The sequence below is a fragment of the Bradyrhizobium sp. WSM1253 genome, from assembly GCF_000244935.1.
In the GTDB taxonomy this organism is placed as follows: Bacteria; Pseudomonadota; Alphaproteobacteria; order Rhizobiales; family Xanthobacteraceae; genus Bradyrhizobium; species Bradyrhizobium canariense.
The window spans coordinates 7,320,000-7,344,405 of record NZ_JH600073.1; the positions used below are offsets into that span (position 1 = coordinate 7,320,000).

Sequence of the window (24,406 nt, forward strand, 5' to 3'; positions counted from 1 at the left end):
CAAGTGAAATCTTTACACTGTAAATATTGCGTCTTATAGCTGGCCTATGGGCAAGAGCGAAATCAGGACAGCAGCCGCGCGCGGTGCGGGCACCCCAAAGAAGGCCAGCGCCCCGGCGCGCCTCGCGCGACGGACGGCGAGCGTCAAGTCCGAGGCGCCCTATCACCACGGCGCGCTGCGCGAGGCGCTGCTCCAGGCCGCCGAACGGGTGCTGGAGCGTGACGGGCTCGCCGGCCTGACATTGCGCGCCGTGGCGCGCGAGGCGGGCGTCTCGCATGCCGCGCCCACCCATCATTTCGGCGACCTCACCGGGCTTCTCAGTGAGCTCGCGGCGGTTGGCTTCCGCCAGTTCAATGCGGCGATGGCGTCGTCCTCCGACTCCGCCACCACCCCGCTCGAGCGCGCGCTGGCGCGGCCGAAAGCCTATGTTGCCTATGCCCAGGCTCATCCCGGCATGTACGGCATCATGTTCCGCACCGAGCGCCTCGACTATTCCAGGCCGTCGCTGCACGAGGCCGCCGAGGCGTCCTTTGCCGGGCTCGCCAATGCCGTCGGCATGATGCGGCAGGAGCAGATCAGCGGCGACGCGCTGACGCTCAATCAGGGCGCCGCGATCGCGCGCGCCTGGTCGATGGTGCACGGTTTTACCATGCTGCTGCTCGATGGGCGGCTTGAGGATATTCTGGGACGCCTGCCCGAGGGGACGACTCCCGAACGCCTGCTCGAGGCCATGCTGATGTCCCCCGTGACGGGGAAGCCGCCGGGCCCCTGATTCGGTCGGGACGAACGCAACCCGTGCGACGGTCGCGCCAAGACGATGGCCTAGCGCATCGTCGCGAGCTCGACGGCTCGGCCGCGCGCGCCGATGATCTTCACCTCGTCCTTGCCGCACGTGAAACTGCGGGCGAACTCGTCCGCGGCCTTGCGCGCCAGCTCATTGGCGTTCGGGTTGGCGATCGCCTCGACATAGGCGACGTGGCACACGGGGCCGGGCGGCAGTCGGGTCACGATGAGCATGGCTTTGGTGTTCGGCCGCCCCTCCTTGTCGGGATCGGTGCCATCGGCAATGTGCCAGCGCTGGATCATCGCAAACGGCTTGGCGGCCGCGGTGCGCCATTCGACGGTGGTCTCGGACGAGTTGAACGGGGCGAACCAGACTTTTGCCGCCGGTTCCTCGGCCGCGGCCCTGCGATTGCGGCCGATGGAGACGATTTCGCGAAGATCTTCCTCGGCGATCAGGACCACGAGGCCACCCTTGCCCTTGCAGACCCGCGCGGTGCTGCCGTCGAGCTCGCTGGGCTTGCCGATCTGGCGGCAATCCTTCGGGGCCGTCGAGGTATATTGGCTGCCCACGGATTGGGCGTTGGCGCGGTCGAGACCGCTGCACATCAGCAACATGGCCAGGAGCAATATGGCCAAGGCTGCGGTGGTGATGCGGAACATGACGACGCCTTTGATCGAGCGGGAACTCCGTACCATCAGACGTCTTGATTGTGGGCAAGGTTCAAACAGGGTCGACAGACACCTGACAGCGGCACGGAATCGTTCTAGAAGAGCGGCTTCGCTTGGGCTCTTTCAGCCTCGTTCGCGTCCTCGTTTTTCGTGATCATGCCAGCCACCTCCTCGAACAAACCTTATCGCGTCGGCCGCTCGAAAACCGGGCTCGGCCTCTTCGCCACCAAGCCGATCAAGAAGGGTACCCGGATCATCCGTTATTACGGACCGATCCTGGACTCCCGGATTCCCGAGCACGACGACATCGAGAACAAATATTTGTTCGAGCTCAACGGCCGCTGGACCATCGACGGTTCGGTGCGCAAGAACCTCGCGCGCTACATCAACCACTCGTGCCGGCCCAACGCCGAATCCGACGTCCGGCCGCGCGAGCGCAAGGTCTTCATCCGCGCTATCAAGAACATCGAGCCGGGCGACGAGATCAATTACGACTACGGCACTGATTATTTCAAAGCCTATCTGAAGCCGATCGGCTGCAAGTGCGAATCTTGCGAGAAGAAGCGCAAGAAGCTGCGCGCCGAAGCGCGGACCGAGCGCGCCAAGGTGAGGGCGCGCGCGGAGCGTAAAGCGCAGAAGGCGGGGGCAAAGCCCGCCAAAAAGAAGAAGCTCAACGGCGTCGCTGTTGGCAAAGCCAACGGGCGCGCGCGGGCGTAGCCTGAGTTCGAGCTTCTGGCACAACTGTCATGCCCCGCGAAAGCGGGGCATCCAGTACGCCGCGGCCTTTTCGTATGCGACGACTGCCTCTGGAATACTGGGTCGCCCGGTCAAGCCGGGCGACGACAGCGAGTGATGCGGCCTCACGCAGCCAGCATACTCCCGCTCCTGCGCAATCCCACATATTGCAGTTCGGCAAACACGCCGGTCGCGATCGCCTGCGCCACGACCATGAGCTCGCCGGCAAGATTCGGCGACACCGCGCCCGAGAGCAGCAGCGCGATGCTGCCGACCGTCCAGGCCGCGTTGCCGACTACGACCAGCAGCACGAGCGGCTTTGCCACGGAGCCGCGCGAGGCGAGCCAGCCGACGAGCGCGGTGTAGGCGATCAGGAACAGGCCGGTCTCGCGCAGCAGCGCTTCGGGCAGGTTGAACAGCGACGCGAACGCGCTGGCGCCGAAAGTGAAACCGAGAGCGGCGACGCCGCTGAAGATCGCGTCGGCAAGAAGCGCGCGGCGAAGCAAGGTGGATGCGTCAATCATCGTGGTCTCCATGGTTGGGTTGGGCTCGAGGTGAAAGTCAGTGCAATCCGCGCCACCAGGCGCGGAGCAGGCGGGCGAGGCGGAACGGGCAAAGGCTCCTGCCGACGCCGTGCTCGAAGGCTGTGACCTGCGCGACGACATAGTCGCCAGTCGAATGCACCAGCGGCTCCGGCATGTTGAGGCCGCGCGCCAGCATCCGGGTTGCGAGTGCCATGGCCCAGGGAACAAGGTGGTCTGCGACGGTCCGGTAGAGCAGCAGTGCGATCATGGTCGTCTCCTGTTGCGACCCAAGATGCGCCGGCCCGAGGCCCAATTCGATTACCTCCGACGTAATGGAAGGGCCGAAATCTGCGTGCTAGGTTTTCGACCATGAACGCACATGCATCCACGGCACAGGCCGAACGCTGCCAACCGGTCCATATCGGCGACCATCTGCGCGAATGGCGGCAGCGCCGGCGCATGAGTCAGCTCGATCTCGCCGGCGAGGCCGAAATCTCGGCGCGGCATTTGAGCTTCGTCGAGACCGGCCGTGCCGCACCCTCGCGCGACATGGTGCTCAGATTAGCCGAGCGCCTCGACGTGCCGTTGCGCGAACGCAACGTGCTGCTGGTCGCCGCCGGCTACGCCCCGGCCTTTCCGCAGCGCCCGCTGGAGGATCCCGCCTTGAAATCAGCCCGCCAGGCGATCGACCTCGTCCTTAGGGCGCATGAGCCCAATCCGGCGCTGGCTTATGACCGCCACTGGAATCTGGTCTCCGCCAACCGCATGCTGGCGCCGCTGCTCGCCGGCATTCCGCAGCGACTGCTCGGTCAGCCCTTCAACGTGCTGAGGCTTGCCTTCCATCCCGAGGCTCTGGCACCGCGCACGGTCAATCTCGCGGAATGGTGCGGGCATCTCCTGGAGCGGTTGCACCGGCAATGCGAGGCGACCGCCGATCCCGAGCTGATCAAGCTGTACAACGACCTGAAGAGCTATCCGATCCCGGCGCGTGCGGCGCCGCTGTCGAGCGACAATGTCGCGATCCCCTTCAAGCTGCGCCACGACGGGGAGATACTAAGTTTCTTCTCCACCACCATGGTGTTCGGTACGCCGGTCGACATCACGCTATCGGAGCTGGCTCTGGAAACCTTCTTCCCGGCCGACGAGCGCACTGCCGAGCGGCTCCGACAAATGGCAGCAGCCATGAGCTAGCGGCCTTGCCTCGGAATGGGTTCGGCTTATCTTTGGGCACAACCCGCAACGCCCGAAGGAGGCGCTCATGAGCACCCTAAAGCCGCTCCAGATTGACGTCGTCTCCGACGTGGTATGCCCCTGGTGCTATATCGGCAAGCACCGGATCGAGAGCGCGCTGGCGCTGGTGCCCGACGTTCCGGTCAAGCTCAATTTCCGTCCCTTCTTCCTCAATCCCTGGGTGCCGTCCGAGGGCATCAGCCGGGAGGAGTATCTCACCAAGAAGTTCGGCTCGGTCGAGGCCTATAAGGGCATTGCGCGACGCGTCGTTGCGGCCGCGGGCGAAGAGGGGCTCGTCTATCGGCCAGAGCTGGTCGCGCGTCAGCCCAACACCACCGACTGCCACCGCCTGATCCTCTGGGCCGAGGCGATCGGCAAGGCGCCCGAGATGAAGCAGCGCCTGATGGAGCTCTACTTCCGCGACGGCGGCGACCTCACCGATGTGAACGTGCTTGTGCAGGCGGCTGCCGATGTCGGCCTCGATCCCGACGACGTGCGCAAGCGCCTCGCCACCGACGAGGACGTCGCGCGCGTATCGGCGGACGCGCAGGAAGCCGCCGAGAAGGGCATCTCCGGCGTGCCGACCTACGTGTTCGCGCAAAAATACGCCGTCTCCGGTGCGCAGGATCCCAACATGCTCGCGCGCGCCATCCGCGAGGTCTCGGCGGAGATCAACGCCCAGGCGGCTGAGTAGGAGCTATCCTATTTACGAAGCAGGCGAACTGCGCGGCGCGCCGCCGCGTAGGCGATGCCGTGCGCCGCGAGCGCTCCGTGAACGAGCGCGACGATGGGGTCGTTCCGCCGCAACGGTATCAGCACGTCGCCGACGGCGAAGCGCCCGCGCCAGATCGGGTTGATCATGGGGTGATCGGCGCTCGCGGTGGAATCCGCGCTGGCAATGGCCGGATCGGCGCAGAGGCGGCGGGTGAGCTCGAGCGTAAGCTGCACGCCCGGCGAATATCTTGCGAAGCCCTCGTCGATGCCGAGCTTGAAGAAGAAGGCGCGGTCCTGATGGCGCAGTACGATGCCGGCGGCCACCGGCGTCGCGCCGGCGCGAAGGGTGACGATCTCGCATTGCGCGGTTTCTGCCAGCGCGGGAACGGCGCGGCGGATGAAGGTTGCATCGCCGGCATGCTGGACCAGCGCGGTTCCGCGCTTGCCCTTCCAGCCACTGGCTTCGAGCTGCAAAAATGTCTCGAGCGCCGGCCTGATCTCGTCGGGGCTGCGCGCGACGTCGAACACGGCCGCGCCGTGTTCTTCGAGACGATGGCGCTGGCGGCGTAGCTCCTTGAGCTTTTTGGTGCCGAGCGCATCGCGAAGCAGCGTCTCACCGTCCTGGGTCGCGTCGAGGCTGGCGCGGATGTAGGAGTTGAGGAGGCGCGGCTTCAGGCCGTCGCGATTCAGAACCTGGTTGAGGGCGGTCATTGCGGCCCCATCGAGCGCGACATCGTTCAGCACGAGCGCATGCGCTCCGGCCGCGCGGGCCTGCTGCAACAGGCGCGCCGCTGCCTCGATCGGGGCATCGCGGTCGATCAGCGGGCTGCACAGCGTACCATAGGGATGCGCGCTCACCAGCGCGGGCAGGGGGATCTTCCATGCCCCCCAGAGCGAGATCACCGGCATCAGCCCGATCAGCCGCGATCCATCGCATGCGGAAAGCGCCGAGGCATCGGTGCGGCCGCGCGCGGTTGCGCTGACAGCGAGCTCCCAGCCCGGCAGGTAATATCCGTTCGGCTCGATCGCGCGCTGAGCGAGTGCGCGCCACTGGCTGGGTTCGATCGCCGTAAGCGGGACACGCGCGCGCGCCGCCGCGGCATGCTTTGCCGATGCCGGATTGATCGCAGCCTGGTGCGCGATATCGACCACGTCCCGTCGTCCCCGTTCAGGAGGCCATGCTTAGCGCAAAGATTGGAAAATACCGTTGGGACGCCGCTTCAATTCGAGTGGTAATATTAACGTCCCGTTGAGCATGCGGCCACGAGCCGCCGCATGGCGATTGCATAGGGTGGCAGAAGGCTGCCGGACGACCTCGGCCTGCATGGTTCGAGACGCCCGCTTGGGCGGGCTCCTCACCATGAGGGTCTGAAATCTCGTCGCAAACCGCGACCTCATCCTGAGGGCCCGCCCCAGGCGGGCGTCTCGAAGGATGGCCGCAAGCAAGCTTTCCGCCGCATCTTTCAGCTGCGATAGGCCTGGCATGCAGCGGGAGACAGCTGGCTATCGGTCACCCGGCACGAAATGGTCGCGCGCGCTTGCTCGTCCGCCGCCGGCAGTGTCGGTGATCCCGATGTCGATGTCGCGCGAGGTCTGCGGCAGCTGCGTCGGGCCGACCTGCACCGACAGCCGGACCTCGCGGGTCTGATCCTGCCCGACCTCGACGACGGGCTTGCCGTCAGCTCCAACCTCGATGCCGGCGACGCGAATTGTCGCGCCCGGCAGGCCGGAGACCTCGAGCGCAAACGACCGCTGCTCGCCCTTGTTGAGGATGCGCAGGGTGTAGTCGTTGCGGACGCCGCCACCGGCGAGCTGAACGAAGAGTGGATTGCGCTCGTGTAGCACGTTGACGTCCATCGTCGCACGCGTGGCGAGCGCGTAGAGCATGATGCCGCCAGCGATGGCAATGGCCGCGGTATAGATCAGGGTGCGCGCGCGGATGATGCGGTAAATCGGCGCCTTGCCCTCGCTCCGGCGCTGCATGTTGATGTCGGTATCGTAGCCGATCAGGCCGGCGGGCCGGCCGATCTCCCGCATCACGTTGTCGCAGGCGTCGATGCACAGGCCGCATTGGATGCAGCCGAGCTGGATGCCGTGCCGGATGTCGACGCCGGTCGGGCAGACATTGATGCACTGGTGGCAGTCGATGCAGTCGCCCGCGATGTCGCCATGGGTGCGGGCGACCTGCGCCTTCTTCACCGACATGCGTGGCTCGCCACGGTCGCGGCGATACGTGACGTTGAGCGCCCATTCGTCGGTCAGCGCCGCCTGGATGCGCGGCCAGGGACACATGTAGATGCACATCTGCTCGCGGGCGTGACCTGCAAAGGCGTAGGTCGTTGCGGTCAGGATGCCAATCCAGAGATAGGCGATGAACGGCGCCTGGAAGGTGGCGAGCTCCTTCACCAGCGTCGGCGCGTCGGCGAAATAGAGCACCCAGGCGCCGCCGGTCCACCAGGCGATCATGATCCAGAGAAAGTGCTTGGTTGCGACCTTCCGGATGTGACCAAAGGTCCAGTAGCGCTTGTCGCCCAGCATGCGCTCGCGCCGGTCGCCCTCGACCCAGCGTTCCACTGCATAGAACAAATCGGTCCATAACGTCTGTGGGCACATGTAGCCGCACCAGATACGACCGGCCACCGCGTTCATCAGGAACAGCACCATGGCGGCAATGATGAGCAGGCCCGTGAAGTAATAGACCTCCTGCGGCCACAGTTCGATGAAGAAGAAATAGAACCGGCGATGCGGCAAGTCGACCAGGACAGCCTGGTTCGGCAGGCCGGGTCCGCGGTTCCAGCGAATGAAGGGCAGCAGATAGTAGGTCCCGAGCGTGACGCAGAGGATCGCCCATTTGATGCGACGGAACGGCCCGTGGACCGATTGCGGGTAGACCTTCTTCCGCTTCTCGTAGAGCGGTCCCTCGATGATGGTGTCGTCGGTCATCCTGCGCTCCTCGCGTCTAGCGCAAGCGAGAGGCCTATCCGGGAGTGCAGAAGAGGCGGTACAGCGTCTCCAGCAACGCGCGGACTTCCTGGCTCGCGATACTGTAGTATATCGTCTGACCATCCCTTCTGGGTTTGACCAGGCTCAATGCGCGCATCTTGCCGAGATGCTGAGATAGTGCGGCCGACGACAGGCCCGCGATGTCGGCGAGTTCGCCGACCGACTTCTCGCCGTCCAGCATGTTGCAGAGGACCAGCAGTCGCTTCGGATTGCCCATGGCCGTGAGGAGGCGGGAAGCCTCCTCGGCCTTCTCCTCAAGCGCGACCAACTCTTGATTGCGGAGCTTGCGTTTCATGGCCGACATATATTAGTATATTCGAAAATACGAAAGAACTAAAGTAAAGGTATCCGCCCGCGCCGGGCGTGCTCGATCCGGAGGTCGCATGGTCTCGACATCATTTACGCCAATCGCCTCCCTTGTTGGCGGTGCGCTGATCGGCTTGTCTGCCGTTCTGCTGATGTGGGCGACGGGGCGGATCGCCGGCGTCAGCGGCATCGCGGCGCGGCTGTTTCCCCCTTACGAGGACCGCCAATTTCCTGGCCGGCTTGCCTTCATCGCAGGCCTCGTCGCCGCGCCCGTGCTCGTGCTGCTCGTCACCGGAAGCCTGCCGGCGCAGACAATCGAGGCGAATCCGGTCGTTTTGATTGTCGGCGGCTTGCTTACGGGCTTCGGTTCGGTCTGGGGCAGTGGCTGCACCTCCGGCCACGGCGTCTGCGGCCTGTCGCGGCTCTCGGCGCGCTCGCTGGTCGCGACCATGACCTTTATGGCGACCGGCATGGCGACGGTCCTCGTGATGCGGCACTGGAACTGATGGCGATGGCTATACCGGTTCAATTCTTGATCGGCGTGATTTTCGGCCTGGGCCTGATCGTCTCGGGCATGGCGAATCCGGCGAAGGTCCTGAACTTCCTCGACGTCGGCGGCATCCCGGCGGGGACGTGGGATGCGAGCCTTGCCTTCGTGATGGCCGGCGCGGTGGCCGTGACTTTCACCGGCTTCAAACGTGTCCTGAAGCTCGCGCGGCCCTACTTCGCCGAACGATTTTATCTTCCGAGGCGCAACGACATCGATCCCAGGATCATCGCAGGCCCCGCGATCTTCGGTGTGGGTTGGGGACTGGCGGGCTTCTGTCCGGGGCCGGCGCTGACCGCGCTCGGATTTGGCTCCGTGTCTGCCGTCATCTTAGTCGTTGCGATGAGTGCCGGCATGGCGCTCGCCCGCTTCGTCGCTCACCTGCCGTCATTGACGCGCTTCGTCACGCCGGCCGATCCGTTCGACACCTAGAGTAAACGCAGAGAGTAAGTCATGGACAAGAATTACCCCGAGATCACCCGCCAAATCTCCGCCAACATGCGCAAGCTGCGCAGCGACATTCCCGACACCATGAAGGGATTTTCCGCGCTTGCACAGGCCGCCACGCGCGACGGCGCGCTGGACAAGAAGACCAAGGAAATGATTGCGCTCGCGCTCGGCGTTGCCGCGCATTGCGATGGCTGCATCGGCTTCCATACCGAAGCTCTGGTCAAGCTCGGTGCAACGCGCGAGGAGGTCGAGGAGACGCTCGGCATGGCCGTCTACATGGGCGGCGGGCCGTCGCTGATGTATGCCGCGGATGCGATCGCGGCCTACGAGCAGTTCCAGCAGCAGACAGTTGCCGCCTGACGTCTGCGACACGAATCGCATGGGCGGGACCGGACGAGTTGTCTCGTTCGGTCCCGCCTGTCATGTCATCATTGATTACCAGCGGTCCCCGCCGACACCGACGCCAACACTGACGCCGGGCGCGCGGATACCGACGCCGCCGCGCGGACCATCGTCCCAGTCGCGATAGGTGCGGCGCTCATAGTAGCGGTCGCGCGGCATGGTCGCATAGGAGTCGCGCACGATCACGCGCGAGCCGCCGCGGGTGCGATAGCAATTGCCGGAATCGTCGCAGACCAGCCGCACTTGCTGGACGAGATCGGGGCTGGTGTATTCGCTGGTCGTATAGACGTCGGCGGCCTTCGCGCCGCTCACCGCTGCCAAGGCTCCGACACCAGCCAGCAATGCAATCGTGAATGTCCTCATCATGTCCTCCTCGAAACTGCCCTCGGCGGTAACAAGAAGGGGAGGCCATGATCGTTCCGGCAAAATTACAGGTTTTTCCCGGAACCGGATCGGATGTCGGCTTGATCTGCTTCCTAGATCGGCTCGTAGCTTTCCGACCCGCAGATGTCGTCCGCTTCGGCGCGGCGGCGATCGACCACCTTTCCGCCCGATATGGTCACGATGTAGGTCTGTGGCCCGAGCGGCGATCCGGTCGCCGAGGTGAGCTGGGCGCGGACGCAAGCTGTCCAGCCCGGTCCCCGCACCTCACGATGGGGTGAGGCGACATGCACCTCACGCGGATAGGCCGTGCTGAGGAAGACGAATTCGATCTGCTCGCGCACGACGCGTTTGACGTCGGGGGCCGCTTCGGGCGGCGGCTGCTCGGCCTCCTTCATGCGCATGAACTCGGGCACCGGTGCGCGGCTGTCGGCAAAGCCGCAGGCCCCGAGCGCGAGCGCGCTGGCCAGCAGCGCGGCGTGAGCAATAATCCGTAACATCCGTGAAGGTCCCCTGCGGGCCAAAATATAGGCACGAATGCGATCCGACGAAGACCCGGCCAATCAAGATTTGCTGAAGCCAGGATTTCTTGAAGCCAAGATTTCCTGGAGCAAGATTCCTGGAGCAAGATTTCCTGGAGCCAGAATTTCCTGAAGCCCTGGACCCCGCGGCATTGGCTATTCCATAATTGCCGGCTAGTTTGTACCCCAGACGAGGGGGATTGCGCCCATGAGGATTTTGGTCATAGCGGCCGCCGTGCTGGCGCTGGCGGTTGCCTCCGCGCAGGCGCAGATGGGCGGCGGCAGGCGTCAGCCTAACGAGGGCGGCCAGAAGGCGGACAACAAGCCCAAGGTCGACGAGAAGGCCTACAAGGCCGCGCTCGAGCGCATTCCCGAATCCAAGGAGAAGTACGACCCTTGGAGCGGGGCGCGTCCGCCTGAACCCGCCAAGAAGCCGAAATAGGTGAGGCGGGCGCTGGCGACCCGCCCCCGGTATTTGGCAGCTCTCATCACGCTCCTCTTGTTTTCGGCGCGGCCAGGCCTCGCCTGGGAGAGCTGGGGTGGCGATCCCGGTGGCTCGCGCTTCTCGCCATTGCGAGAGATCACGCCCGACAATGTCGGCAACCTGGTTCGGGCCTTCGAATTCCAGACGGGCGATCTCGCGGCGCGGCCGCCCGGAGTGATGCGGCGAACCAAATTCCAGGCGACGCCGCTGTTCGTCGAGGACAGCCTGGTCTTCTGCTCGCCTTTCAACGAGGTGATTGCGCTCGATCCCGGCACGGGCGCGCAGAAATGGCGCTACGATCCGAAGATCGCAATCAACCAGCGTCCCGCCAACCGCTACGTCTGCCGCGGCGTCACCTACTGGATCGACGACGAGGCGCCTGCGGATGCCGCATGTCGATCGCGCATCTTCATGGGCACGAACGATGTGCGCCTGATCGCGCTCGATGCGAAGACGGGCATCCCCTGTGCCGGCTTCGGGGAGGGCGGTGAGGTCAGGCCCGATATCGGCATGAAGCTGGAATGGCCCGGCGAATTCCAGATCACGTCGCCGCCGGCGGTCGGCCGCGGGGTCGTCGTGGTCGGCTCCGCGATCGGCGACAACCGCCGCGTCGACGCGCCGAGCGGTGTGGTGCGCGCGTTCGATGCGCGTAGCGGTCAGCCGCGCTGGACGTTCGAGCCGCTCAAGCGCGACGGCATCGAAGCCGGTCACGCCAATGTCTGGGCGCCGATGTCGGTCGACGCGGCGCGCGGACTGGTATTCCTGCCGACGTCCTCGCCGTCGCCGGATTTTTGGGGCGGCAAGCGGCCGGGCAACAACGAGCATGCCAATTCGGTGGTCGCGCTGCGCATTGAGACCGGCGAACTCGTATGGGCATTCCAGACCGTGCATCACGACGTCTGGGATTACGATCTGCCGGCGCAACCGACGCTCACGCGCATCGACAGCGGAGACGGTCAGCGCGATGTCGTGATCCAGCCGACCAAGCAGGGTTTTGTCTTCGTGCTCGATCGCGATACCGGCAAGCCGGTGTGGCCGGTCGAGGAGCGCAGCGTCCCGCAGGGGGCCGCGGAAGGCGAACGGCTGTCGCCCACGCAGCCATTCCCGACGCATGTGCCGCCGCTGATGTCGCAAAAAATCTCGACTGAGGATGCGCTCTCGCTCGTTCCTGGCCTGCGCCGCTCAGCTTGCGAGACGCAGTTTGCGGAGGCACGCAACGAGGGCCTGTACACGCCACCCTCAACGCAAGGCACGCTGGAGTTTCCCTTCACCGGCGGCGGCGTCAACTGGGGCAGCGCAGCCTTCGATCCCGTCAACCAGGTCCTCTATGCCAACACCAGCCGGGCCGTTCATCTCATCAAGCTGATTCCGCGGGCGGAGGCGGCCGGATTCGATCCTCCGCCCGGTCATGATTTCGGCCAGCAGAATGGTGCGCCGTTTGCGATGTCGCGTGCGGTGGCAATGTCGCCGCTCGGGTTTCTTTGCAACAAGCCGCCCTGGGGCGAGATGGTCGCGGTCGATCTGAAGGCCGGTAAGATCCTCTGGCGTTCGACGGTCGGCACCACCGAGGATCTGGCCCCGCTCGGCGTGCCGCTGCCGTGGGGTGCGCCGCTCGTCAACGGGCTCGCTGTCACGGCAGGCGGGCTCGTCTTCACCGGAGCGATGGACGCCTATTTGCGCGCCTTCGACGCGCGCAGCGGCAGGGAACTGTGGCAGGGTCGGCTGCCCGTGCCAGGCGTCGCCAATCCGATGACCTATTTCTGGAAGGGCGAGCAGTATGTCGCGATCGGCGCCGGCGGCCACTCCGAGGCAGGCACCTCGATCGGCGACAGCGTCGTTGCGTTTCGCCTGGCACGGCCCGGCGAGGGGCCGTCGTTATGGTCGCGTACCATCGATCGTCCCGGTGGGCGATTTTTTGCGGCATCATCGGCGATCGCGCTCGCGATTATCGCGCTCGTGGTTGCAGGACTGCGCTGGCGGCGCCGAGGTCGTATCGCGCGAACATGACGCAGCATCGCGCGCGATGCGAACCATCATTCACATCATATGCACTACTGTACGAAAGCGAGGCCGATGCGCCTCTCGCTGCGCCAATTACGTTGAACTAAATTCAATACTGGCGCTACTTGCACAGCGCTTCAGATTTCGTTTACGACGTCGAACCGGAAGTCACTCCGCCGATTTTCCCCCAAGCCGTTCCTTTGTGGCGCTACGCGCCGATGGAGATATTGATGAAGACCACGTTTTCGCTTCTGTTCGCCGCAGCGCTCTCGCTGTCGTCCATGCCCGCCCACGCCACCAAGCTCGATCTCGCGACCATGAGCTGCAAGCAGTTCTTGGAGAGCGGCGACGACACCATCAAGATGGTGCTGACCTGGATGGACGGCTGGTACAAGGGCGACGAAGAGAACGCGATCATCGACACCGACGTGTTCGTCGAGAACGCCAAGCAGTTCGGCAGCTATTGCGGAAAAAATCCGAACGTCAGCATCGTCACGGCGGCTGACGAAGTGCTCGGCAAGTAACGTCTCCCGCGTGACGGCGCGAAGCGCGATCGCGCTTCCTGTCTCGACATGACGCCATCGAGAGCCGCGGTGCGCTTTGCGCTCACGCGGCTTTCCTCTTTTCGGCTGATACTCACCCCGGCAGCATCGCGAACGCGCTCGACACCATCGCCACCGGCTTGTTGTCGGTGGCCGAGAGCAGCGTGACCCGGCCAAAGCTCATGCTGCGTCCGAGCCGCACCACGCGGGCGTCGGCCAGCACGTCCGACGAGGAGACCGCGCGCATGAAATGCGTGGTCTGGTCGACCGTCGTCATCGGTCGATAGCCGCGGTTGGCGGCGAGGTTCGCGATCACCATCGCGGTGTCGGCGAGCGCCATCAGCGCTTGGCCGCAGACCACGCCGCCGTTGCGGCACAGGCGCTCCGAGAACGGCATGCGCAGGAGCGCTGCCGGCTGCCAGTCCGGCACGTCCGGCGGCGGCAGGTGCTCGATGCGCTCGACCGACAGGTTGAGATCCTGGACCCAGGGCGCAAAGACCTCGCCGAGGATGCGTCGGGCCTCAGTGATGCCGAACTCGGCTTCTGGCTGCGATGGCATTGCTGTCGTTCCCTCCGTATTGTCGGATGTTCGGCAATCCGAGCAGACCGGCGCGGCAAAGTCACCCGGCCTGCCGCGGGTCCCGGTCGGCTTGAAAATGCCTGACTTCGCCCGGTATGATGCCACGGAGTGGGTATGGGGTGGGTGATGTTGCGTCGGTATGTCCTCGTGTTTTGTCTGGCCGGGCTCGGCCTGTTGCTGAACGGGTGCACCAAGTGCGGCCCGATCTGGGACGACTGGCTCCACGCGCCGAAATCGTGCAAATCGGACCGGCTCTAGCGGGCCGAGCGGCCCCTGCGGTTGTGACAGGGGCGACAAGGCGCGGGCGACCCGCGCCGCATGGATGATCAAGGAGCCAATGATGAAGCTTTTCCGTATGGCCGCGGTGCTGGCTGTTCTGGCGGGACCGACCGTGCTGGCGGGACCGGTCTATGCGCAAATGCCCAATCTCAATTTGCTGCAGGAGGGGCCTGGCAAGACCCCCGAGGAGAAGGCCGCGGAAGCCGAGCGCGACAAGGCCTACAAGGAAACGCTGAAGAAGATTCCGGATTCCAAGGCTTCCAACGATCCCTGGGGCGGCATGCGCTCCGATCCGCCGAAGCAGGCGGCGGCGCCAAAGGCGTCGGCCGCGACCGGTGCGCCGAAGAAGAAGTCCGGCACGTCTGCCAATTGACCATCTGCCCGATCGGAGGCGGTTGATGCCTCCGGCCGGGACTCCTCTTCGGTCGGCCTGCTTCCTACATTGCGCGAGAGCGTATTGCGTAAAGGAGGCGGAACATGGCCGATCGTCCGCGGGATCTCGCCGAGCGGATGGCGCGCCGGCGCACGATCGGCGGCAAGCCCGGCGCGACGGCCGGCGACGGCTATCTGCGCGAGACCTTCACGCTGCCGCGCGCGGCGGCGCGGGAGAGGGCGCAGGCCTTCTTCGCCCGCTACCCCAAGGCCGGCTATATGAGCGCGGTCGAGACTTGGCGCGAGCTGCCCGGCGGCGACATCGAATTCACCATGCGACGGCTGCCCAGCGCGGATTAGGGCCGGCCCCTATTCGAAGGTCTCGGATGTGATGCGGATCCGGAACACGGGCTCCTTGGCCTCGTCCAGCAGCTCCATGTTCCATTCGGAATTTTCCTGGAGCTTGCGGGCGATGCCGGCGGCCATGTCGGCGCAGACGTTGGTCATCTCCTTCCAGGCCAAATCGCGATCGGCAAATTCCGACGCCTGGTCGGCGCAGCCGGAATAGCGGCCGTTCCGGATGCGAAAGAAGTAGAGCGGCATGGTTCGTACCGATCGCGCCTGATGGCTCCGTCCCCACGGCCAAATTCGCGGGCAGTCCAATCCCAAACCATCGGCAGATCAATTCCGGGCGGCTACGGAATAGCCCCATGGACGCGGCTGCGCCCCTGCAAGCCATGCTGCCGACGATCTCGGTCCGGCCGCTCAGGTCGCGTTGCGCCCGATCGCCTTCAGCTCCCGATCGATGCGCAGCTGCACCCGCCGGATCGCCAACAGATCGATCTTGGTCTCGGTCCTGCCGGTCTTGATCTGCTCGCCGATCCGGAACTGCCACTGCCAGATGCCGGGAAGTGCCGTCTTGGCGACGGTGAACTCGATGCCCCTGTGATTCATGGCCTTCTCCCACGATTCACTCCCAACCCTGAGAACATGCCGGGCGGCATAATATTCCAGGGAAAGCCAAATCTGTCGGTAAGCCCCGGATAGCGCATGGCTATCCCGCAAACGCACGCGCTGCCGCCCAGCGGCGGCGCGAGGCCTCTCCGTGGTTCTCCGGCCAAGAACAGAGTTCCTGGGATGGGTCAGGGCGCCTTCCCGAACGCGGCGGCATGTGCCTTGCTTGGCCCGATGACGGTCAGCAACATGGGCGCGTCATGCCGGGCATTCCCCGCCGCTATTCTCATTTCGTGTTCGGAATCATCCAGTCCGGACTGACCTCGCTGATCGCCGCGGGCATCGCCAGCCTTCCCGCAGGGAACGCGCTGGACTTCCTGGCGCACTGGCTGGTGTCGTGGCTGATCGCATGGGCGGCGATGCTGCCGATCGTGCTGCTCGCAGCGCCGGCGATCCGCGCCTTCTCGCTGCGCCTGACGCAGGAGGAGGGCGGCTCGCAAACCGGCCGGCCGGCATGAAAATCAGCATGAAAAAACCCCGCTTGGGAGAGCCAAGCGGGGAGAAGGTTATTGGAGGCTGAGGTGCTGGGCTGCAACACCATAGCCAGGCGACTCTAGCCGGCTCAGCTTACGACAGCCTGACAAGGCCCGGCGATGACAGCGAAAGCCGGAGCTCGGGGGCCGCAGACTGGCCCCGCACCGGTCCCAATTTCGACATCCGTTCGCACAACTCAGGACACAACCGCAGGCGAGATTTCGCAGCGACGGTGCTGCCATGGGGGAAACGTGGCGCACCGGCAACGGGGTGGCATCATGGACAACGTAGAGCGGTCATTCGCCGCCGCGACGGCGGCTGGCTTCGTAGTGCTGGTGATCGGCATCGGATTGCTGGTTCTGCTGTAGGCGGGGTTGGGTGCCGGGAGACGGCTCCGGGGTGGAAAGGCCCATGCGCGCCTTTCAAAAACGCGAAAACAACCCCATGCACAGTAGCCCGCCCACAAATTCCGTCGTGCCATCAATGGCTTACTGGTAGTATTTAGATACCATATGGGCACGGACTCGCCTCCATGGCCGTCCGAATCCCGATTCCCGTGCCGATTCCCTGAGATCAAAGGGCGCTGCTCCGGGATCGTCGCCAGCGCGTTGCCGCTGGCAAACACCGACGCCTGCCGAGTCGGCAAGCGGGTCTCGGTCAGCTCCTAAGCGCTCGTCCTCGCGGCCTAATGAACCTTGATCGCGTCCAGCGGCAAATGGAGCTCGGCGGCGCGCTCTTCGCGATCCTTCTTGCGGAACTCATTCTCCTTGCGCTCGAACTTGATCATCTCCTCCCGCGCCGCCTCCAGCAGCGGATTGCGCCGGTTCGTACCGTGATGCGTGTTGTTCGTCATGACTGAGGTCCCCAGAGTTGCGGTCCCGTCCAAGAGTCCGATGCAAGACTCCCATGCAAGAGTCCCATCCCAGAGAAGGCCGCAGACCGCGAAAAGGTTCGGTGCCGCAGGATTACGGAATTCTGACGGCGCGCAGGGCATCCGTCTTTGATGCGCGTCAGGCCAGCACCAAAATCCGCAAAAGAACATATTGCGAACCTAGAACAAATAGGGTACATTGATTTTATCGCCGCGCCGCCCCGCCAGCCGTTTGTCCCTCTAGCGAATCCTCGCCATAAGGAGCACGACCCAATGTCCACCACTGCCCTGCGTATCGTCGAAGGATCTTCCATGGACAAGAGTAAAGCTCTGGCCGCCGCGCTCTCCCAGATCGAGCGGCAGTTCGGCAAGGGCTCGGTGATGAAGCTCGGCAAGAACGACCGCTCGATGGATGTCGAGGCGGTCTCTTCGGGCTCGTTGGGGCTCGATATCGCGCTCGGGATCGGGGGCCTGCCGAAGGGGCGCGTCGTGGAGATCTACGGGCCGGAATCCTCGGGCAAGACCACGCTGGCGCTGCACACGGTGGCGGAAGGGCAGAAGAAGGGCGGCATCTGCGCCTTCATCGACGCCGAGCACGCGCTCGACCCGGTCTATGCGCGCAAGCTGGGTGTCAATATCGACGAGCTCCTGATCTCGCAGCCGGACACCGGCGAGCAGGCGCTGGAAATCTGCGACACGCTGGTGCGCTCCGGCGCGGTCGACGTGCTGGTGATCGATTCGGTCGCGGCCCTGGTGCCGAAGGCCGAGCTCGAGGGCGAGATGGGCGATGCTCTGCCGGGTCTGCAGGCTCGTCTGATGAGCCAGGCGCTGCGCAAGCTGACGGCGTCCATCAACAAGTCCAATACCATGGTGATCTTCATCAACCAGATCCGCATGAAGATCGGTGTGATGTACGGCTCGCCGGAAACCACCACCGGCGGCAACGCCCTGAAATTCTATGCCTCGGTTCGCCTCGACATCCGCCGCATCGGCGCGATCAAGGAGCGCGACGAAGTGGTCGGCAACACCACCCGCGTCAAGGTCGTCAAGAACAAGCTGGCGCCGCCGTTCAAGCAGGTCGAGTTCGACATCATGTACGGCGAGGGCGTTTCCAAGATGGGCGAGATCCTCGATCTCGGCGTCAAGGCCGGCATCGTCGAGAAATCCGGCGCATGGTTCTCCTATGACAGCCAGCGTCTTGGCCAGGGTCGCGAGAATTCGAAGGCGTTTCTGAAGGCCAACCCCGACATCACCGCCAAGATCGAGACCTCGATCCGCCAGAACTCCGGCCTGATCGCCGAACAGATTCTCGCCGGCAGCCCCGAGCGTGACGCCGACGGCGAGGAGCCGGGCGACGAGTAAGCTTCAACAGTAAAGTTTTTCGCGAGGAGCGGGCGCTGAGGACGTTGAGTTGCCGACGTCTTCGGCGCCTGTTTCGTTTGGGTTTGGTCGTGCTCGGGGGGCGCGATGAAGCGTCTGATCTTGACCAGTTCGTCCGGAAGCGAGCTCGCACGATCGGGGTTGGCGGAGCTTGTCATCTCATCCTCGTTTCACTTTGAGTGGGGACCTCTGCCCTCGCCCGAGAAGCTCGTAGCCTATTTCGCGGCGCGTTCGGCGAATCTCGGGCCCGGTGATCATTGGTCTGATTGGGCCATCCGGTGGCCCAAGAGCATCAAGGACCGCAAAGACTTGTCCCTTGCGGACTTCTGCGAGCAATATGACGTGGTTGAACTTTGGTTCGATCCAGCTCCCCGGGATCAATTGCAGCTCGTCTGCCTGCTGGACCACCTCAGCTCCTGCTCCTCGCTGGTGCCAAAGCTTAGACTTCGACTCGTCTCATCCGAGCTGACGACAGCACACGGTGAGGATCTCGCTGCATCCGAGCCGCACATTCATGTCGTGCCTATTAGGGCCCAGGAATTCGAGACTGCCCGGTTGGCGTGGTCGGCCTACCGCGCGATGACCCCTGAGGCGTGCGTCGATCTCCTTCACCAGGATCTCAGTGCATTGCTGATGCTGCGCCCGGCCTTGCTCGATCTCTTGGCAGAACTCCCGTCGCCTTCGACCGGACTCGGTGCGACCGAGATGCGGTTCTTGGAGATGCTTGCCAGAGGGTTTGCGAACACGGGTTCGTTGTTTCACCTGCGCTCGCATCGGCGCACGTTCGTGTTTGGAGAGACTGAGTTGGGTCGGTTGCTCGACGGGCTCGCGCTCGGCCCCAGGCCCGCAGTGGCCGGATTGGACGACGAACTGCGGACAATCGATCGCGAGAATCACAGGGATCGCCACGCCGCATATGTACGCAGCCGACTGTCACTGACGGAGTTCGGGGAGGCTGTCCTGGCCCACCAGGAGGATTTCAGTCGCCACACTCCGATCGACCGCTGGTGGGGCGGCACGCATCTGACCAATGATCGGCTGTGGCGTTACGGCCATGTTTGACGAAACCTTGAGGCTGCGAGCATGACACGGCTCGTTATCACGACTGACTCGTCCATCGCCGGCGCCATTCAACGGGCGGGCTTTGCCGACCTCGTGATTGCGATCGAGCGCCGAATGGTCTGGGGACCGTGGGCCTTAGATAAATAAAATCGTCTGCCGTAGGCTGTAGGATGGGTAGAGCGAAGCGAAACCCATCGCACTTTCCATCCTTAGAACGGAATGCAGTGATGGGTTTCGCTGCGCTCTACCCATCCTACGCAGCGTCTTACTCCGCCGCCTCCGCGTAATCGCTCACCGGCGGGCACGAGCACACCAGATTGCGGTCGCCATAGACATTGTCGACGCGCCCGACCGGGGACCAGTATTTGTCGTTGCGCGAGGTGCCCGCGGGGAAGCAGCCTTCGGCGCGGGTGTAGGCGCGCTTCCAATCGTCGTCAGCGATGTCGTGCACGGTGTGCGGGGCGTGACGGAGCGGCGAGGCCTCGATCTTGAAGCGGCCGCCTTCGACCTCGGCGATTTCCTTGCGGATCGCGATCATGGCATCGCAGAAGCGATCGAGCTCCGCCTTGGATTCCGATTCGGTCGGCTCGATCATCAGCGTGCCCGGCACCGGGAAGCTCATGGTCGGCGCGTGGAAGCCGTAGTCGATCAGGCGCTTTGCGATGTCGTCGACGGTGACGCCTGAGGTCGTCTTCAGCGCGCGGGGATCGACGATGCACTCATGCGCGACGCGGCCCTTTTCGTTCCTGTAGAGAACCGGGAAGTGCGCATCGAGCCTTGCTGCGACGTAGTTGGCGTTGAGGATCGCGATCTCGGTGGCGCGCTTGAGGCCTTCGCCGCCCATCATCAGGATGTAGATGTAGGAGATGGTCAGGATCGAGGCTGAGCCGAACGGCGCTGCCGAGACTGGGCCGACCGGCGCATCCCCGTTCGCCGCTGGATGCCCCGGCAGGAACGGGGCGAGGTGCGCCTTGACGCCGATCGGGCCCATGCCCGGGCCGCCGCCGCCATGCGGGATGCAGAAGGTCTTGTGCAGGTTGAGATGGCTGACATCGGCGCCGTAATCGCCGGGCCTGCTCAGGCCGACCTGCGCGTTGAGGTTGGCGCCGTCGAGATAAACCTGCCCGCCATGGCCATGCACGATGTCGCAGATCTCGCGGATATGTTCCTCGAACACGCCATGGGTCGAGGGATAGGTGATCATGACGGCGGCGAGGTCGTTCGAATGCTTCTCGGCCTTGGCGCGGAGATCGTTGACGTCGACGTCGCCGTTCTTCTCGCATGCGACCACCACCACGTCCATGCCGACCATCGCGGCCGAGGCCGGGTTGGTGCCGTGGGCGGAGGAGGGGATCAGGCAGATCTTGCGATGCGTCTCGCCACGCGCCGCGTGATAGCCGCGGATGGCCAAAAGCCCGGCATATTCGCCTTGCGCGCCCGAATTCGGCTGCAGCGAGATCGCGTCATAGCCGGTGATGTCGCACAGCCACTTCTCCAGGCGCGCGAACAGCGCGTGGTAGCCCTTGGCCTGCTCGCGCGGGGCGAAGGGATGCAACGAGCCGAACTCGGGCCAAGTCAGCGGCATCATCTCGGTGGTCGCGTTCAGCTTCATGGTGCACGAGCCGAGCGGGATCATCGCGCGGTCGAGCGCGAGGTCGCGATCGCTGAGCTTGCGCATGTAGCGCAGCATCTCGGTCTCCGAGCGATGCGCATGGAAGACGGGGTGGGTGAGGAAGGAGGTCGCGCGCTTGAGCGCCTCCGGCAGCGCCTCACGCGTGGTCGCGTCGATCTCGGCGTAGGCAAGCTGGCCGCCGAAGGCGCGCCAGACCGCTTCCACCGTCGCGGGCGTGGTGGTCTCGTCCAGCGCGATGCGCAAGCTGTCGTCGCCGACACCGAGATTGATTTTCTCGGCCGCCGCGCGCGCGACGATCTCGGCACGCTTCGCGCCTGTAACCACGCTGAGCGTGTCGAAGAAGCTGTCGGACTGCAGCGCAAAGCCGAGCTTGCGCAGGCCCGCGGCGAGCACCGCCGTGCGGCGATGCACATTGCGCGCGATCTGCGTCAGGCCTTCGGGGCCGTGATAGACCGCATACATCGAGGCGATCACGGCGAGCAGCACCTGCGCGGTGCAGATGTTGGAGGTCGCCTTCTCGCGGCGGATGTGCTGCTCACGGGTCTGCAGTGCGAGGCGATAGGCAGGCATCCCGCGCGAGTCCACGGAGAGGCCGACGATGCGGCCGGGCAGCGAACGCTTCAGCGCATCGCGCACCGCCATATAGGCCGCGTGCGGCCCGCCATACCCCATCGGCACGCCAAAACGTTGCGCCGAGCCGATGGCGATGTCGGCGCCGAGCTCGCCGGGCGAGGCGAGCACTGTCAGCGCCAGCAGATCGGCAGCGATGATCGCAAGCGCGCCCTTGGCCTTCAGGCTGGCGATCGCGGGCCTGAGGTCGCGCACAGCGCCTGACGAGCCCGGGTATTGCAGCAGCGCGCCAAGCACGTCCGTCTTGTCGAGATCGGTGAGGGGATCACCGACGACCAGGGTCCAGCCCAGCGGCTCCGCGCGGGTGCGCATCACGGCGAGTGTCTGCGGATGCACGTCCTTGTCGACGAAAAAGGCCTTTGCTTCGACCCGCGAGTGCCGCTCCGCGAGCGCCATCGCTTCGGCGGCCGCGGTGGCTTCGTCGAGCAGCGAGGCGTTCGCGACGTCGAGCCCGGTGAGGTCGCAGATCATGGTCTGGAAGTTGAGCAGCGCCTCGAGCCGGCCCTGGCTGATCTCGGGCTGGTAGGGCGTGTACGCCGTGTACCAGGCCGGGTTCTCCAAGATGTTGCGCTGGATCACCGCAGGCAAGATCGTGCCGGAATAGCCCTGGCCAATCAACGAAGTGAAGACCTGGTTCTGGGCGGCGAGTTCGGCCATATGCGCGATCGCCTCGGTCTCGCTGAGCGGCTTGCCGAGATCGAGTGGGGCGGCCTGCCGGATCGAAGCGGGAAGCGTCTGCGCCATCAGCGCATCGACGCTGTTCGCGCCGACGGCCTCGAGCATCGCGGTGACGTCGCGCGTGGAGGGGCCGATGTGGCGGCGAACGAAGCTGCTGGTGTCGCCGTTGGATTTGCGGTGTGCGGTCATCATGGGTCCTCGCTTCAGATGTTCTTGTCGCCGTCATGCCCCGCCTAGTGCGCACTTGCGCACGGGGGCGGGGCATCCAGTAAACGCAGCCGCTTCGGCTAGGGCCGATGGGCCGCGGCGTACTGGATCGTCCGCCTTCGCGGACGATGACACCGAATATGAGGTCAGAGTTCGCATCATCTCACGCCGTGTGGGCCTTGTACGCCGCTTCGTCCATCAGACCGCCGAGCTCGCTCTTGTCGGCCATCTTGATCTTGAAGAACCACGCCTTGCCCTGCGCGTCCGAGTTTACCAGCGCCGGCTCGCTCGCGAGCTCGGGGTTGGTCTCGAGCACCTCACCGCTAACAGGCGCGTAGACGTCCGATGCGGCCTTGACGGACTCCACGACGGCGGCGGGTTCGGCCTTCTTCAGCGTGCGGCCGAGCTTGGGCAATTCGATGAACACGACGTCGCCGAGCTGCGATTGCGCGTAGTCGGTGATGCCGACGGTGGCGACATCGCCGTCGATCGCGAGCCATTCGTGGTCGGTGGTGTACAGCGTCGTGGTCATTTTCTCAGTCCTCAGCGTTTGTAGGTGTTTTTCACGAAGGGCATGGCGGCGATTTGCACGGCCAGGCGTTGGCCGCGCACCTCGGCGAAGAGTTTTGTGTCGAGCGCGCTCAGGCTCGTGGGCACATAGCCCATCGCGACCGGCGCATTCAGGCTCGGGCCGAAGCCGCCCGAGGTGACCTTTCCGATCGGCTCGCTGGAGGTTGCGTCCGCAAACAGCAGCGCGCCCTCGCGCACCGGCGCGCGGCCCTCGGTGCGCAGGCCGACACGGCGGCGGGATGCGCCGTGATCGAAATGAGCGAGAATCTTTTCCGCGCCGGGGAAGCCGCCGGCACGCGCGCCGCCGGTGCGGCGACTCTTCTGCACCGACCATTCCAGTGCGGCCTCGACCGGCGTGGTCGCGGTATCGATGTCGTGGCCGTAAAGACAAAGCCCGCCTTCGAGCCGCAGGCTGTCACGGGCGCCGAGCCCGATCGGCATGACGTCCGGATTGTCCAGCAGGGCCCTGGCGAGCCGCTCGGCGCCGCCGGCAGGAACCGAAATCTCGAATCCGTCTTCGCCGGTATAGCCGGAGCGCGAGACGAAGCAGTCGAGGCCGGCGACCTTGTGCGGGCCCGAATCCATGAACTTCATGGCGGGCGCCTCTGCACATAATTTCGCCAGCACGGATTCCGCCTTCGGCCCTTGCAGCGCGATCAGCGCGCGGTCGGCCAGCGAATCGATGACGCAGGCGTCGGACAGATTCGCGCGCAGATGCGCCTCGTCCTCGGCCTTGCAGGCGGCGTTGACGACCAGGAACAGGTGATCGCCGAAATTGGCGACCATCAGATCGTCCAGAATCCCGCCCTCGGCATTGGTGAACTGGGCGTAGCGCTGCCGGCCCGGCGCGATCGCCAAAATATCCTGCGGCACCAGCCGTTCCAGCGCGCGGGCGGCGTCCTCGACCTTGCCCGATCTCGGCCTGAGTGCGATCTGGCCCATGTGAGAGACGTCGAACAGGCCGGCTGCGTTGCGGGTATGAAGGTGCTCTTTCAGGACTCCGGCCGGATATTGCACCGGCATGTCATAGCCCGCGAACGGCACCATCTTGCCGCCGAGCGAGACATGCAGGTCGTAAAGAGGGGTGCGTTTCAGGGAGTCTTTGTCGTCACGCGCAAGCATCGGGGGGCCCTCGGCGGTTCCCCGGGAACGATTTCCCGTGGACACCAGTCGAAGCCCCATCTGTCGCTGTGCCTGAGAGTATTATCCCGTCGGCGGACGCCATCCGGGTTAAGCCGGTCGGCGCCTCTTTCCAGATGCTGTCAAAGCCACGCGGTCCTTTTGCCTGAGAGTTTCCGGGGCGGTTGCTCCTTCGGCGCCGGCACCAGGTGCCGGTCTCTCCCGACGTGGCCGTACGATACAGA

General features: G+C 64.8%; 30 protein-coding genes and 1 riboswitch. Of the genes, 15 read left to right on the forward strand and 15 right to left on the reverse strand.

Annotated features, from left to right (window positions below; all coding sequences use genetic code 11):
• Positions 1-46: 46 nt before the first annotated feature.
• Positions 47-772: a TetR/AcrR family transcriptional regulator gene (locus BRA1253DRAFT_RS35285; protein WP_007602181.1), complete on the forward strand. Its 726-nt coding sequence runs from the start codon at positions 47-49 to the stop codon at positions 770-772.
• 50 nt (positions 773-822) lie between these two features.
• On the opposite strand, the gene BRA1253DRAFT_RS35290 is transcribed toward BRA1253DRAFT_RS35285, so the two are convergent.
• Positions 823-1,443: a hypothetical protein gene (locus BRA1253DRAFT_RS35290; RefSeq protein ID WP_007602182.1), complete on the reverse strand. Its 621-nt coding sequence runs from the start codon at positions 1,441-1,443 to the stop codon at positions 823-825.
• Positions 1,444-1,608: 165 nt separating this feature from the next.
• Between BRA1253DRAFT_RS35290 and BRA1253DRAFT_RS35295 the strand changes: the two genes are divergently transcribed.
• On the forward strand, positions 1,609-2,169 hold the full coding sequence (locus BRA1253DRAFT_RS35295) for an SET domain-containing protein (RefSeq protein WP_007602184.1): 561 nt from the start codon (positions 1,609-1,611) through the stop codon (positions 2,167-2,169).
• A gap of 143 nt (positions 2,170-2,312) precedes the next feature.
• Here BRA1253DRAFT_RS35295 and BRA1253DRAFT_RS35300 read toward each other — a convergent pair whose 3' ends face one another.
• Positions 2,313-2,711 carry a hypothetical protein gene (locus tag BRA1253DRAFT_RS35300; protein WP_007602185.1) on the reverse strand — a complete coding sequence of 133 codons (399 nt, stop codon included), beginning with the start codon at positions 2,709-2,711 and terminating at the stop codon, positions 2,313-2,315.
• Positions 2,712-2,748: 37 nt separating this feature from the next.
• Positions 2,749-2,979, reverse strand: a complete 231-nt coding sequence (locus tag BRA1253DRAFT_RS35305; RefSeq protein WP_198288280.1) for a hypothetical protein — start codon at positions 2,977-2,979, stop codon at positions 2,749-2,751.
• 101 nt (positions 2,980-3,080) lie between these two features.
• On the opposite strand from BRA1253DRAFT_RS35305, the gene BRA1253DRAFT_RS35310 reads away from it, so the two are divergent.
• Both BRA1253DRAFT_RS35310 and BRA1253DRAFT_RS35315 read left to right on the forward strand, forming a co-directional pair.
• Positions 3,081-3,902, forward strand: coding sequence for a helix-turn-helix domain-containing protein (locus BRA1253DRAFT_RS35310; RefSeq protein ID WP_007602189.1), 822 nt, complete (start codon positions 3,081-3,083; stop codon positions 3,900-3,902).
• Between the two features lie 67 nt (positions 3,903-3,969).
• A complete protein-coding gene (locus tag BRA1253DRAFT_RS35315) occupies positions 3,970-4,635 on the forward strand; it encodes a DsbA family oxidoreductase (protein ID WP_007602190.1) in 666 nt (221 codons plus the stop codon).
• Between the two features lie 8 nt (positions 4,636-4,643).
• On the opposite strand, the gene BRA1253DRAFT_RS35320 is transcribed toward BRA1253DRAFT_RS35315, so the two are convergent.
• From BRA1253DRAFT_RS35320 to BRA1253DRAFT_RS35330, 3 genes are all read right to left on the reverse strand, one after another.
• Positions 4,644-5,807: a GNAT family N-acetyltransferase gene (locus BRA1253DRAFT_RS35320; protein ID WP_007602191.1), complete on the reverse strand. Its 1,164-nt coding sequence runs from the start codon at positions 5,805-5,807 to the stop codon at positions 4,644-4,646.
• Between the two features lie 351 nt (positions 5,808-6,158).
• On the reverse strand, positions 6,159-7,598 hold the full coding sequence (gene ccoG / locus BRA1253DRAFT_RS35325; RefSeq protein WP_007602192.1) for a cytochrome c oxidase accessory protein CcoG: 1,440 nt from the start codon (positions 7,596-7,598) through the stop codon (positions 6,159-6,161).
• A 34-nt stretch (positions 7,599-7,632) separates the two neighbouring features.
• Positions 7,633-7,953 carry a helix-turn-helix transcriptional regulator gene (locus BRA1253DRAFT_RS35330; RefSeq protein WP_007602193.1) on the reverse strand — a complete coding sequence of 107 codons (321 nt, stop codon included), beginning with the start codon at positions 7,951-7,953 and terminating at the stop codon, positions 7,633-7,635.
• 88 nt (positions 7,954-8,041) lie between these two features.
• Here BRA1253DRAFT_RS35330 and BRA1253DRAFT_RS35335 point away from each other — a divergent pair, with 88 nt between their 5' ends.
• The 3 genes from BRA1253DRAFT_RS35335 to BRA1253DRAFT_RS35345 are packed head-to-tail and all read left to right on the forward strand — an operon-like array spanning position 8,042 to position 9,321.
• Positions 8,042-8,470 carry a YeeE/YedE family protein gene (locus BRA1253DRAFT_RS35335; RefSeq protein WP_007602194.1) on the forward strand — a complete coding sequence of 143 codons (429 nt, stop codon included), beginning with the start codon at positions 8,042-8,044 and terminating at the stop codon, positions 8,468-8,470.
• 5 nt (positions 8,471-8,475) lie between these two features.
• Positions 8,476-8,943: a YeeE/YedE family protein gene (locus tag BRA1253DRAFT_RS35340; RefSeq protein ID WP_007602196.1), complete on the forward strand. Its 468-nt coding sequence runs from the start codon at positions 8,476-8,478 to the stop codon at positions 8,941-8,943.
• A 21-nt stretch (positions 8,944-8,964) separates the two neighbouring features.
• A complete protein-coding gene (locus tag BRA1253DRAFT_RS35345; RefSeq protein WP_007602197.1) occupies positions 8,965-9,321 on the forward strand; it encodes a carboxymuconolactone decarboxylase family protein in 357 nt (118 codons plus the stop codon).
• 75 nt (positions 9,322-9,396) lie between these two features.
• On the opposite strand, the gene BRA1253DRAFT_RS35350 is transcribed toward BRA1253DRAFT_RS35345, so the two are convergent.
• The gene (locus tag BRA1253DRAFT_RS35350; RefSeq protein ID WP_035994586.1) at positions 9,397-9,729 is read right to left on the reverse strand and encodes a hypothetical protein; all 333 of its coding nucleotides are present in this window, start codon (positions 9,727-9,729) and stop codon (positions 9,397-9,399) included.
• Positions 9,730-9,839: 110 nt separating this feature from the next.
• Positions 9,840-10,244, reverse strand: a complete 405-nt coding sequence (locus BRA1253DRAFT_RS35355; protein ID WP_007602199.1) for a hypothetical protein — start codon at positions 10,242-10,244, stop codon at positions 9,840-9,842.
• A gap of 229 nt (positions 10,245-10,473) precedes the next feature.
• Between BRA1253DRAFT_RS35355 and BRA1253DRAFT_RS35360 the strand changes: the two genes are divergently transcribed.
• From BRA1253DRAFT_RS35360 to BRA1253DRAFT_RS35370, 3 genes are all read left to right on the forward strand, one after another.
• Positions 10,474-10,707, forward strand: coding sequence for a hypothetical protein (locus BRA1253DRAFT_RS35360; RefSeq protein WP_007602200.1), 234 nt, complete (start codon positions 10,474-10,476; stop codon positions 10,705-10,707).
• Between the two features lie 33 nt (positions 10,708-10,740).
• Entirely contained in the window at positions 10,741-12,756 is a 2,016-nt protein-coding gene (locus BRA1253DRAFT_RS35365) for a pyrroloquinoline quinone-dependent dehydrogenase (RefSeq protein ID WP_051058491.1), read from the forward strand.
• A gap of 224 nt (positions 12,757-12,980) precedes the next feature.
• The gene (locus BRA1253DRAFT_RS35370) at positions 12,981-13,274 is read left to right on the forward strand and encodes an HdeA/HdeB family chaperone (RefSeq protein ID WP_007602202.1); all 294 of its coding nucleotides are present in this window, start codon (positions 12,981-12,983) and stop codon (positions 13,272-13,274) included.
• A gap of 112 nt (positions 13,275-13,386) precedes the next feature.
• Here BRA1253DRAFT_RS35370 and BRA1253DRAFT_RS35375 read toward each other — a convergent pair whose 3' ends face one another.
• The gene (locus BRA1253DRAFT_RS35375) at positions 13,387-13,851 is read right to left on the reverse strand and encodes a PaaI family thioesterase (protein WP_007602203.1); all 465 of its coding nucleotides are present in this window, start codon (positions 13,849-13,851) and stop codon (positions 13,387-13,389) included.
• Between the two features lie 361 nt (positions 13,852-14,212).
• Here BRA1253DRAFT_RS35375 and BRA1253DRAFT_RS35385 point away from each other — a divergent pair, with 361 nt between their 5' ends.
• Together BRA1253DRAFT_RS35385 and BRA1253DRAFT_RS35390 are read left to right on the forward strand one after the other, a co-directional pair.
• The gene (locus BRA1253DRAFT_RS35385) at positions 14,213-14,524 is read left to right on the forward strand and encodes a hypothetical protein (RefSeq protein WP_007602205.1); all 312 of its coding nucleotides are present in this window, start codon (positions 14,213-14,215) and stop codon (positions 14,522-14,524) included.
• Positions 14,525-14,628: 104 nt separating this feature from the next.
• On the forward strand, positions 14,629-14,883 hold the full coding sequence (locus BRA1253DRAFT_RS35390; protein ID WP_007602206.1) for a hypothetical protein: 255 nt from the start codon (positions 14,629-14,631) through the stop codon (positions 14,881-14,883).
• A gap of 9 nt (positions 14,884-14,892) precedes the next feature.
• Here the strand turns inward: BRA1253DRAFT_RS35390 and BRA1253DRAFT_RS35395 are convergent, their stop codons facing one another.
• Together BRA1253DRAFT_RS35395 and BRA1253DRAFT_RS35400 are read right to left on the reverse strand one after the other, a co-directional pair.
• Positions 14,893-15,126, reverse strand: coding sequence for a hypothetical protein (locus tag BRA1253DRAFT_RS35395; protein ID WP_007602207.1), 234 nt, complete (start codon positions 15,124-15,126; stop codon positions 14,893-14,895).
• A gap of 162 nt (positions 15,127-15,288) precedes the next feature.
• Positions 15,289-15,477 carry a hypothetical protein gene (locus tag BRA1253DRAFT_RS35400; protein ID WP_007602208.1) on the reverse strand — a complete coding sequence of 63 codons (189 nt, stop codon included), beginning with the start codon at positions 15,475-15,477 and terminating at the stop codon, positions 15,289-15,291.
• A gap of 260 nt (positions 15,478-15,737) precedes the next feature.
• Here BRA1253DRAFT_RS35400 and BRA1253DRAFT_RS35405 point away from each other — a divergent pair, with 260 nt between their 5' ends.
• Positions 15,738-15,995 carry a DUF2798 domain-containing protein gene (locus BRA1253DRAFT_RS35405; RefSeq protein ID WP_007602209.1) on the forward strand — a complete coding sequence of 86 codons (258 nt, stop codon included), beginning with the start codon at positions 15,738-15,740 and terminating at the stop codon, positions 15,993-15,995.
• Between the two features lie 701 nt (positions 15,996-16,696).
• Here BRA1253DRAFT_RS35405 and BRA1253DRAFT_RS43075 read toward each other — a convergent pair.
• Positions 16,697-16,864 (reverse strand): hypothetical protein, encoded by a 168-nt coding sequence (locus BRA1253DRAFT_RS43075; protein WP_007602213.1) that lies wholly within the window; start codon positions 16,862-16,864, stop codon positions 16,697-16,699.
• Positions 16,865-17,155: 291 nt separating this feature from the next.
• Between BRA1253DRAFT_RS43075 and recA the strand changes: the two genes are divergently transcribed.
• Positions 17,156-18,244, forward strand: coding sequence for a recombinase RecA (gene recA / locus BRA1253DRAFT_RS35410; RefSeq protein ID WP_007602214.1), 1,089 nt, complete (start codon positions 17,156-17,158; stop codon positions 18,242-18,244).
• Positions 18,245-18,349: 105 nt separating this feature from the next.
• A complete protein-coding gene (locus BRA1253DRAFT_RS35415; RefSeq protein ID WP_007602215.1) occupies positions 18,350-19,324 on the forward strand; it encodes a hypothetical protein in 975 nt (324 codons plus the stop codon).
• 265 nt (positions 19,325-19,589) lie between these two features.
• Here the strand turns inward: BRA1253DRAFT_RS35415 and gcvP are convergent, their stop codons facing one another.
• The 3 genes from gcvP to gcvT form a co-directional block, all read right to left on the reverse strand.
• Positions 19,590-22,454 carry an aminomethyl-transferring glycine dehydrogenase gene (gcvP, locus tag BRA1253DRAFT_RS35420; protein WP_007602217.1) on the reverse strand — a complete coding sequence of 955 codons (2,865 nt, stop codon included), beginning with the start codon at positions 22,452-22,454 and terminating at the stop codon, positions 19,590-19,592.
• A 181-nt stretch (positions 22,455-22,635) separates the two neighbouring features.
• Positions 22,636-23,004: a glycine cleavage system protein GcvH gene (gene gcvH, locus BRA1253DRAFT_RS35425; protein WP_007602218.1), complete on the reverse strand. Its 369-nt coding sequence runs from the start codon at positions 23,002-23,004 to the stop codon at positions 22,636-22,638.
• An 11-nt stretch (positions 23,005-23,015) separates the two neighbouring features.
• Positions 23,016-24,164 carry a glycine cleavage system aminomethyltransferase GcvT gene (gene gcvT / locus BRA1253DRAFT_RS35430; protein WP_007602219.1) on the reverse strand — a complete coding sequence of 383 codons (1,149 nt, stop codon included), beginning with the start codon at positions 24,162-24,164 and terminating at the stop codon, positions 23,016-23,018.
• A gap of 142 nt (positions 24,165-24,306) precedes the next feature.
• A riboswitch (glycine riboswitch) is annotated at positions 24,307-24,396 on the reverse strand.
• Positions 24,397-24,406 lie beyond the last annotated feature (10 nt).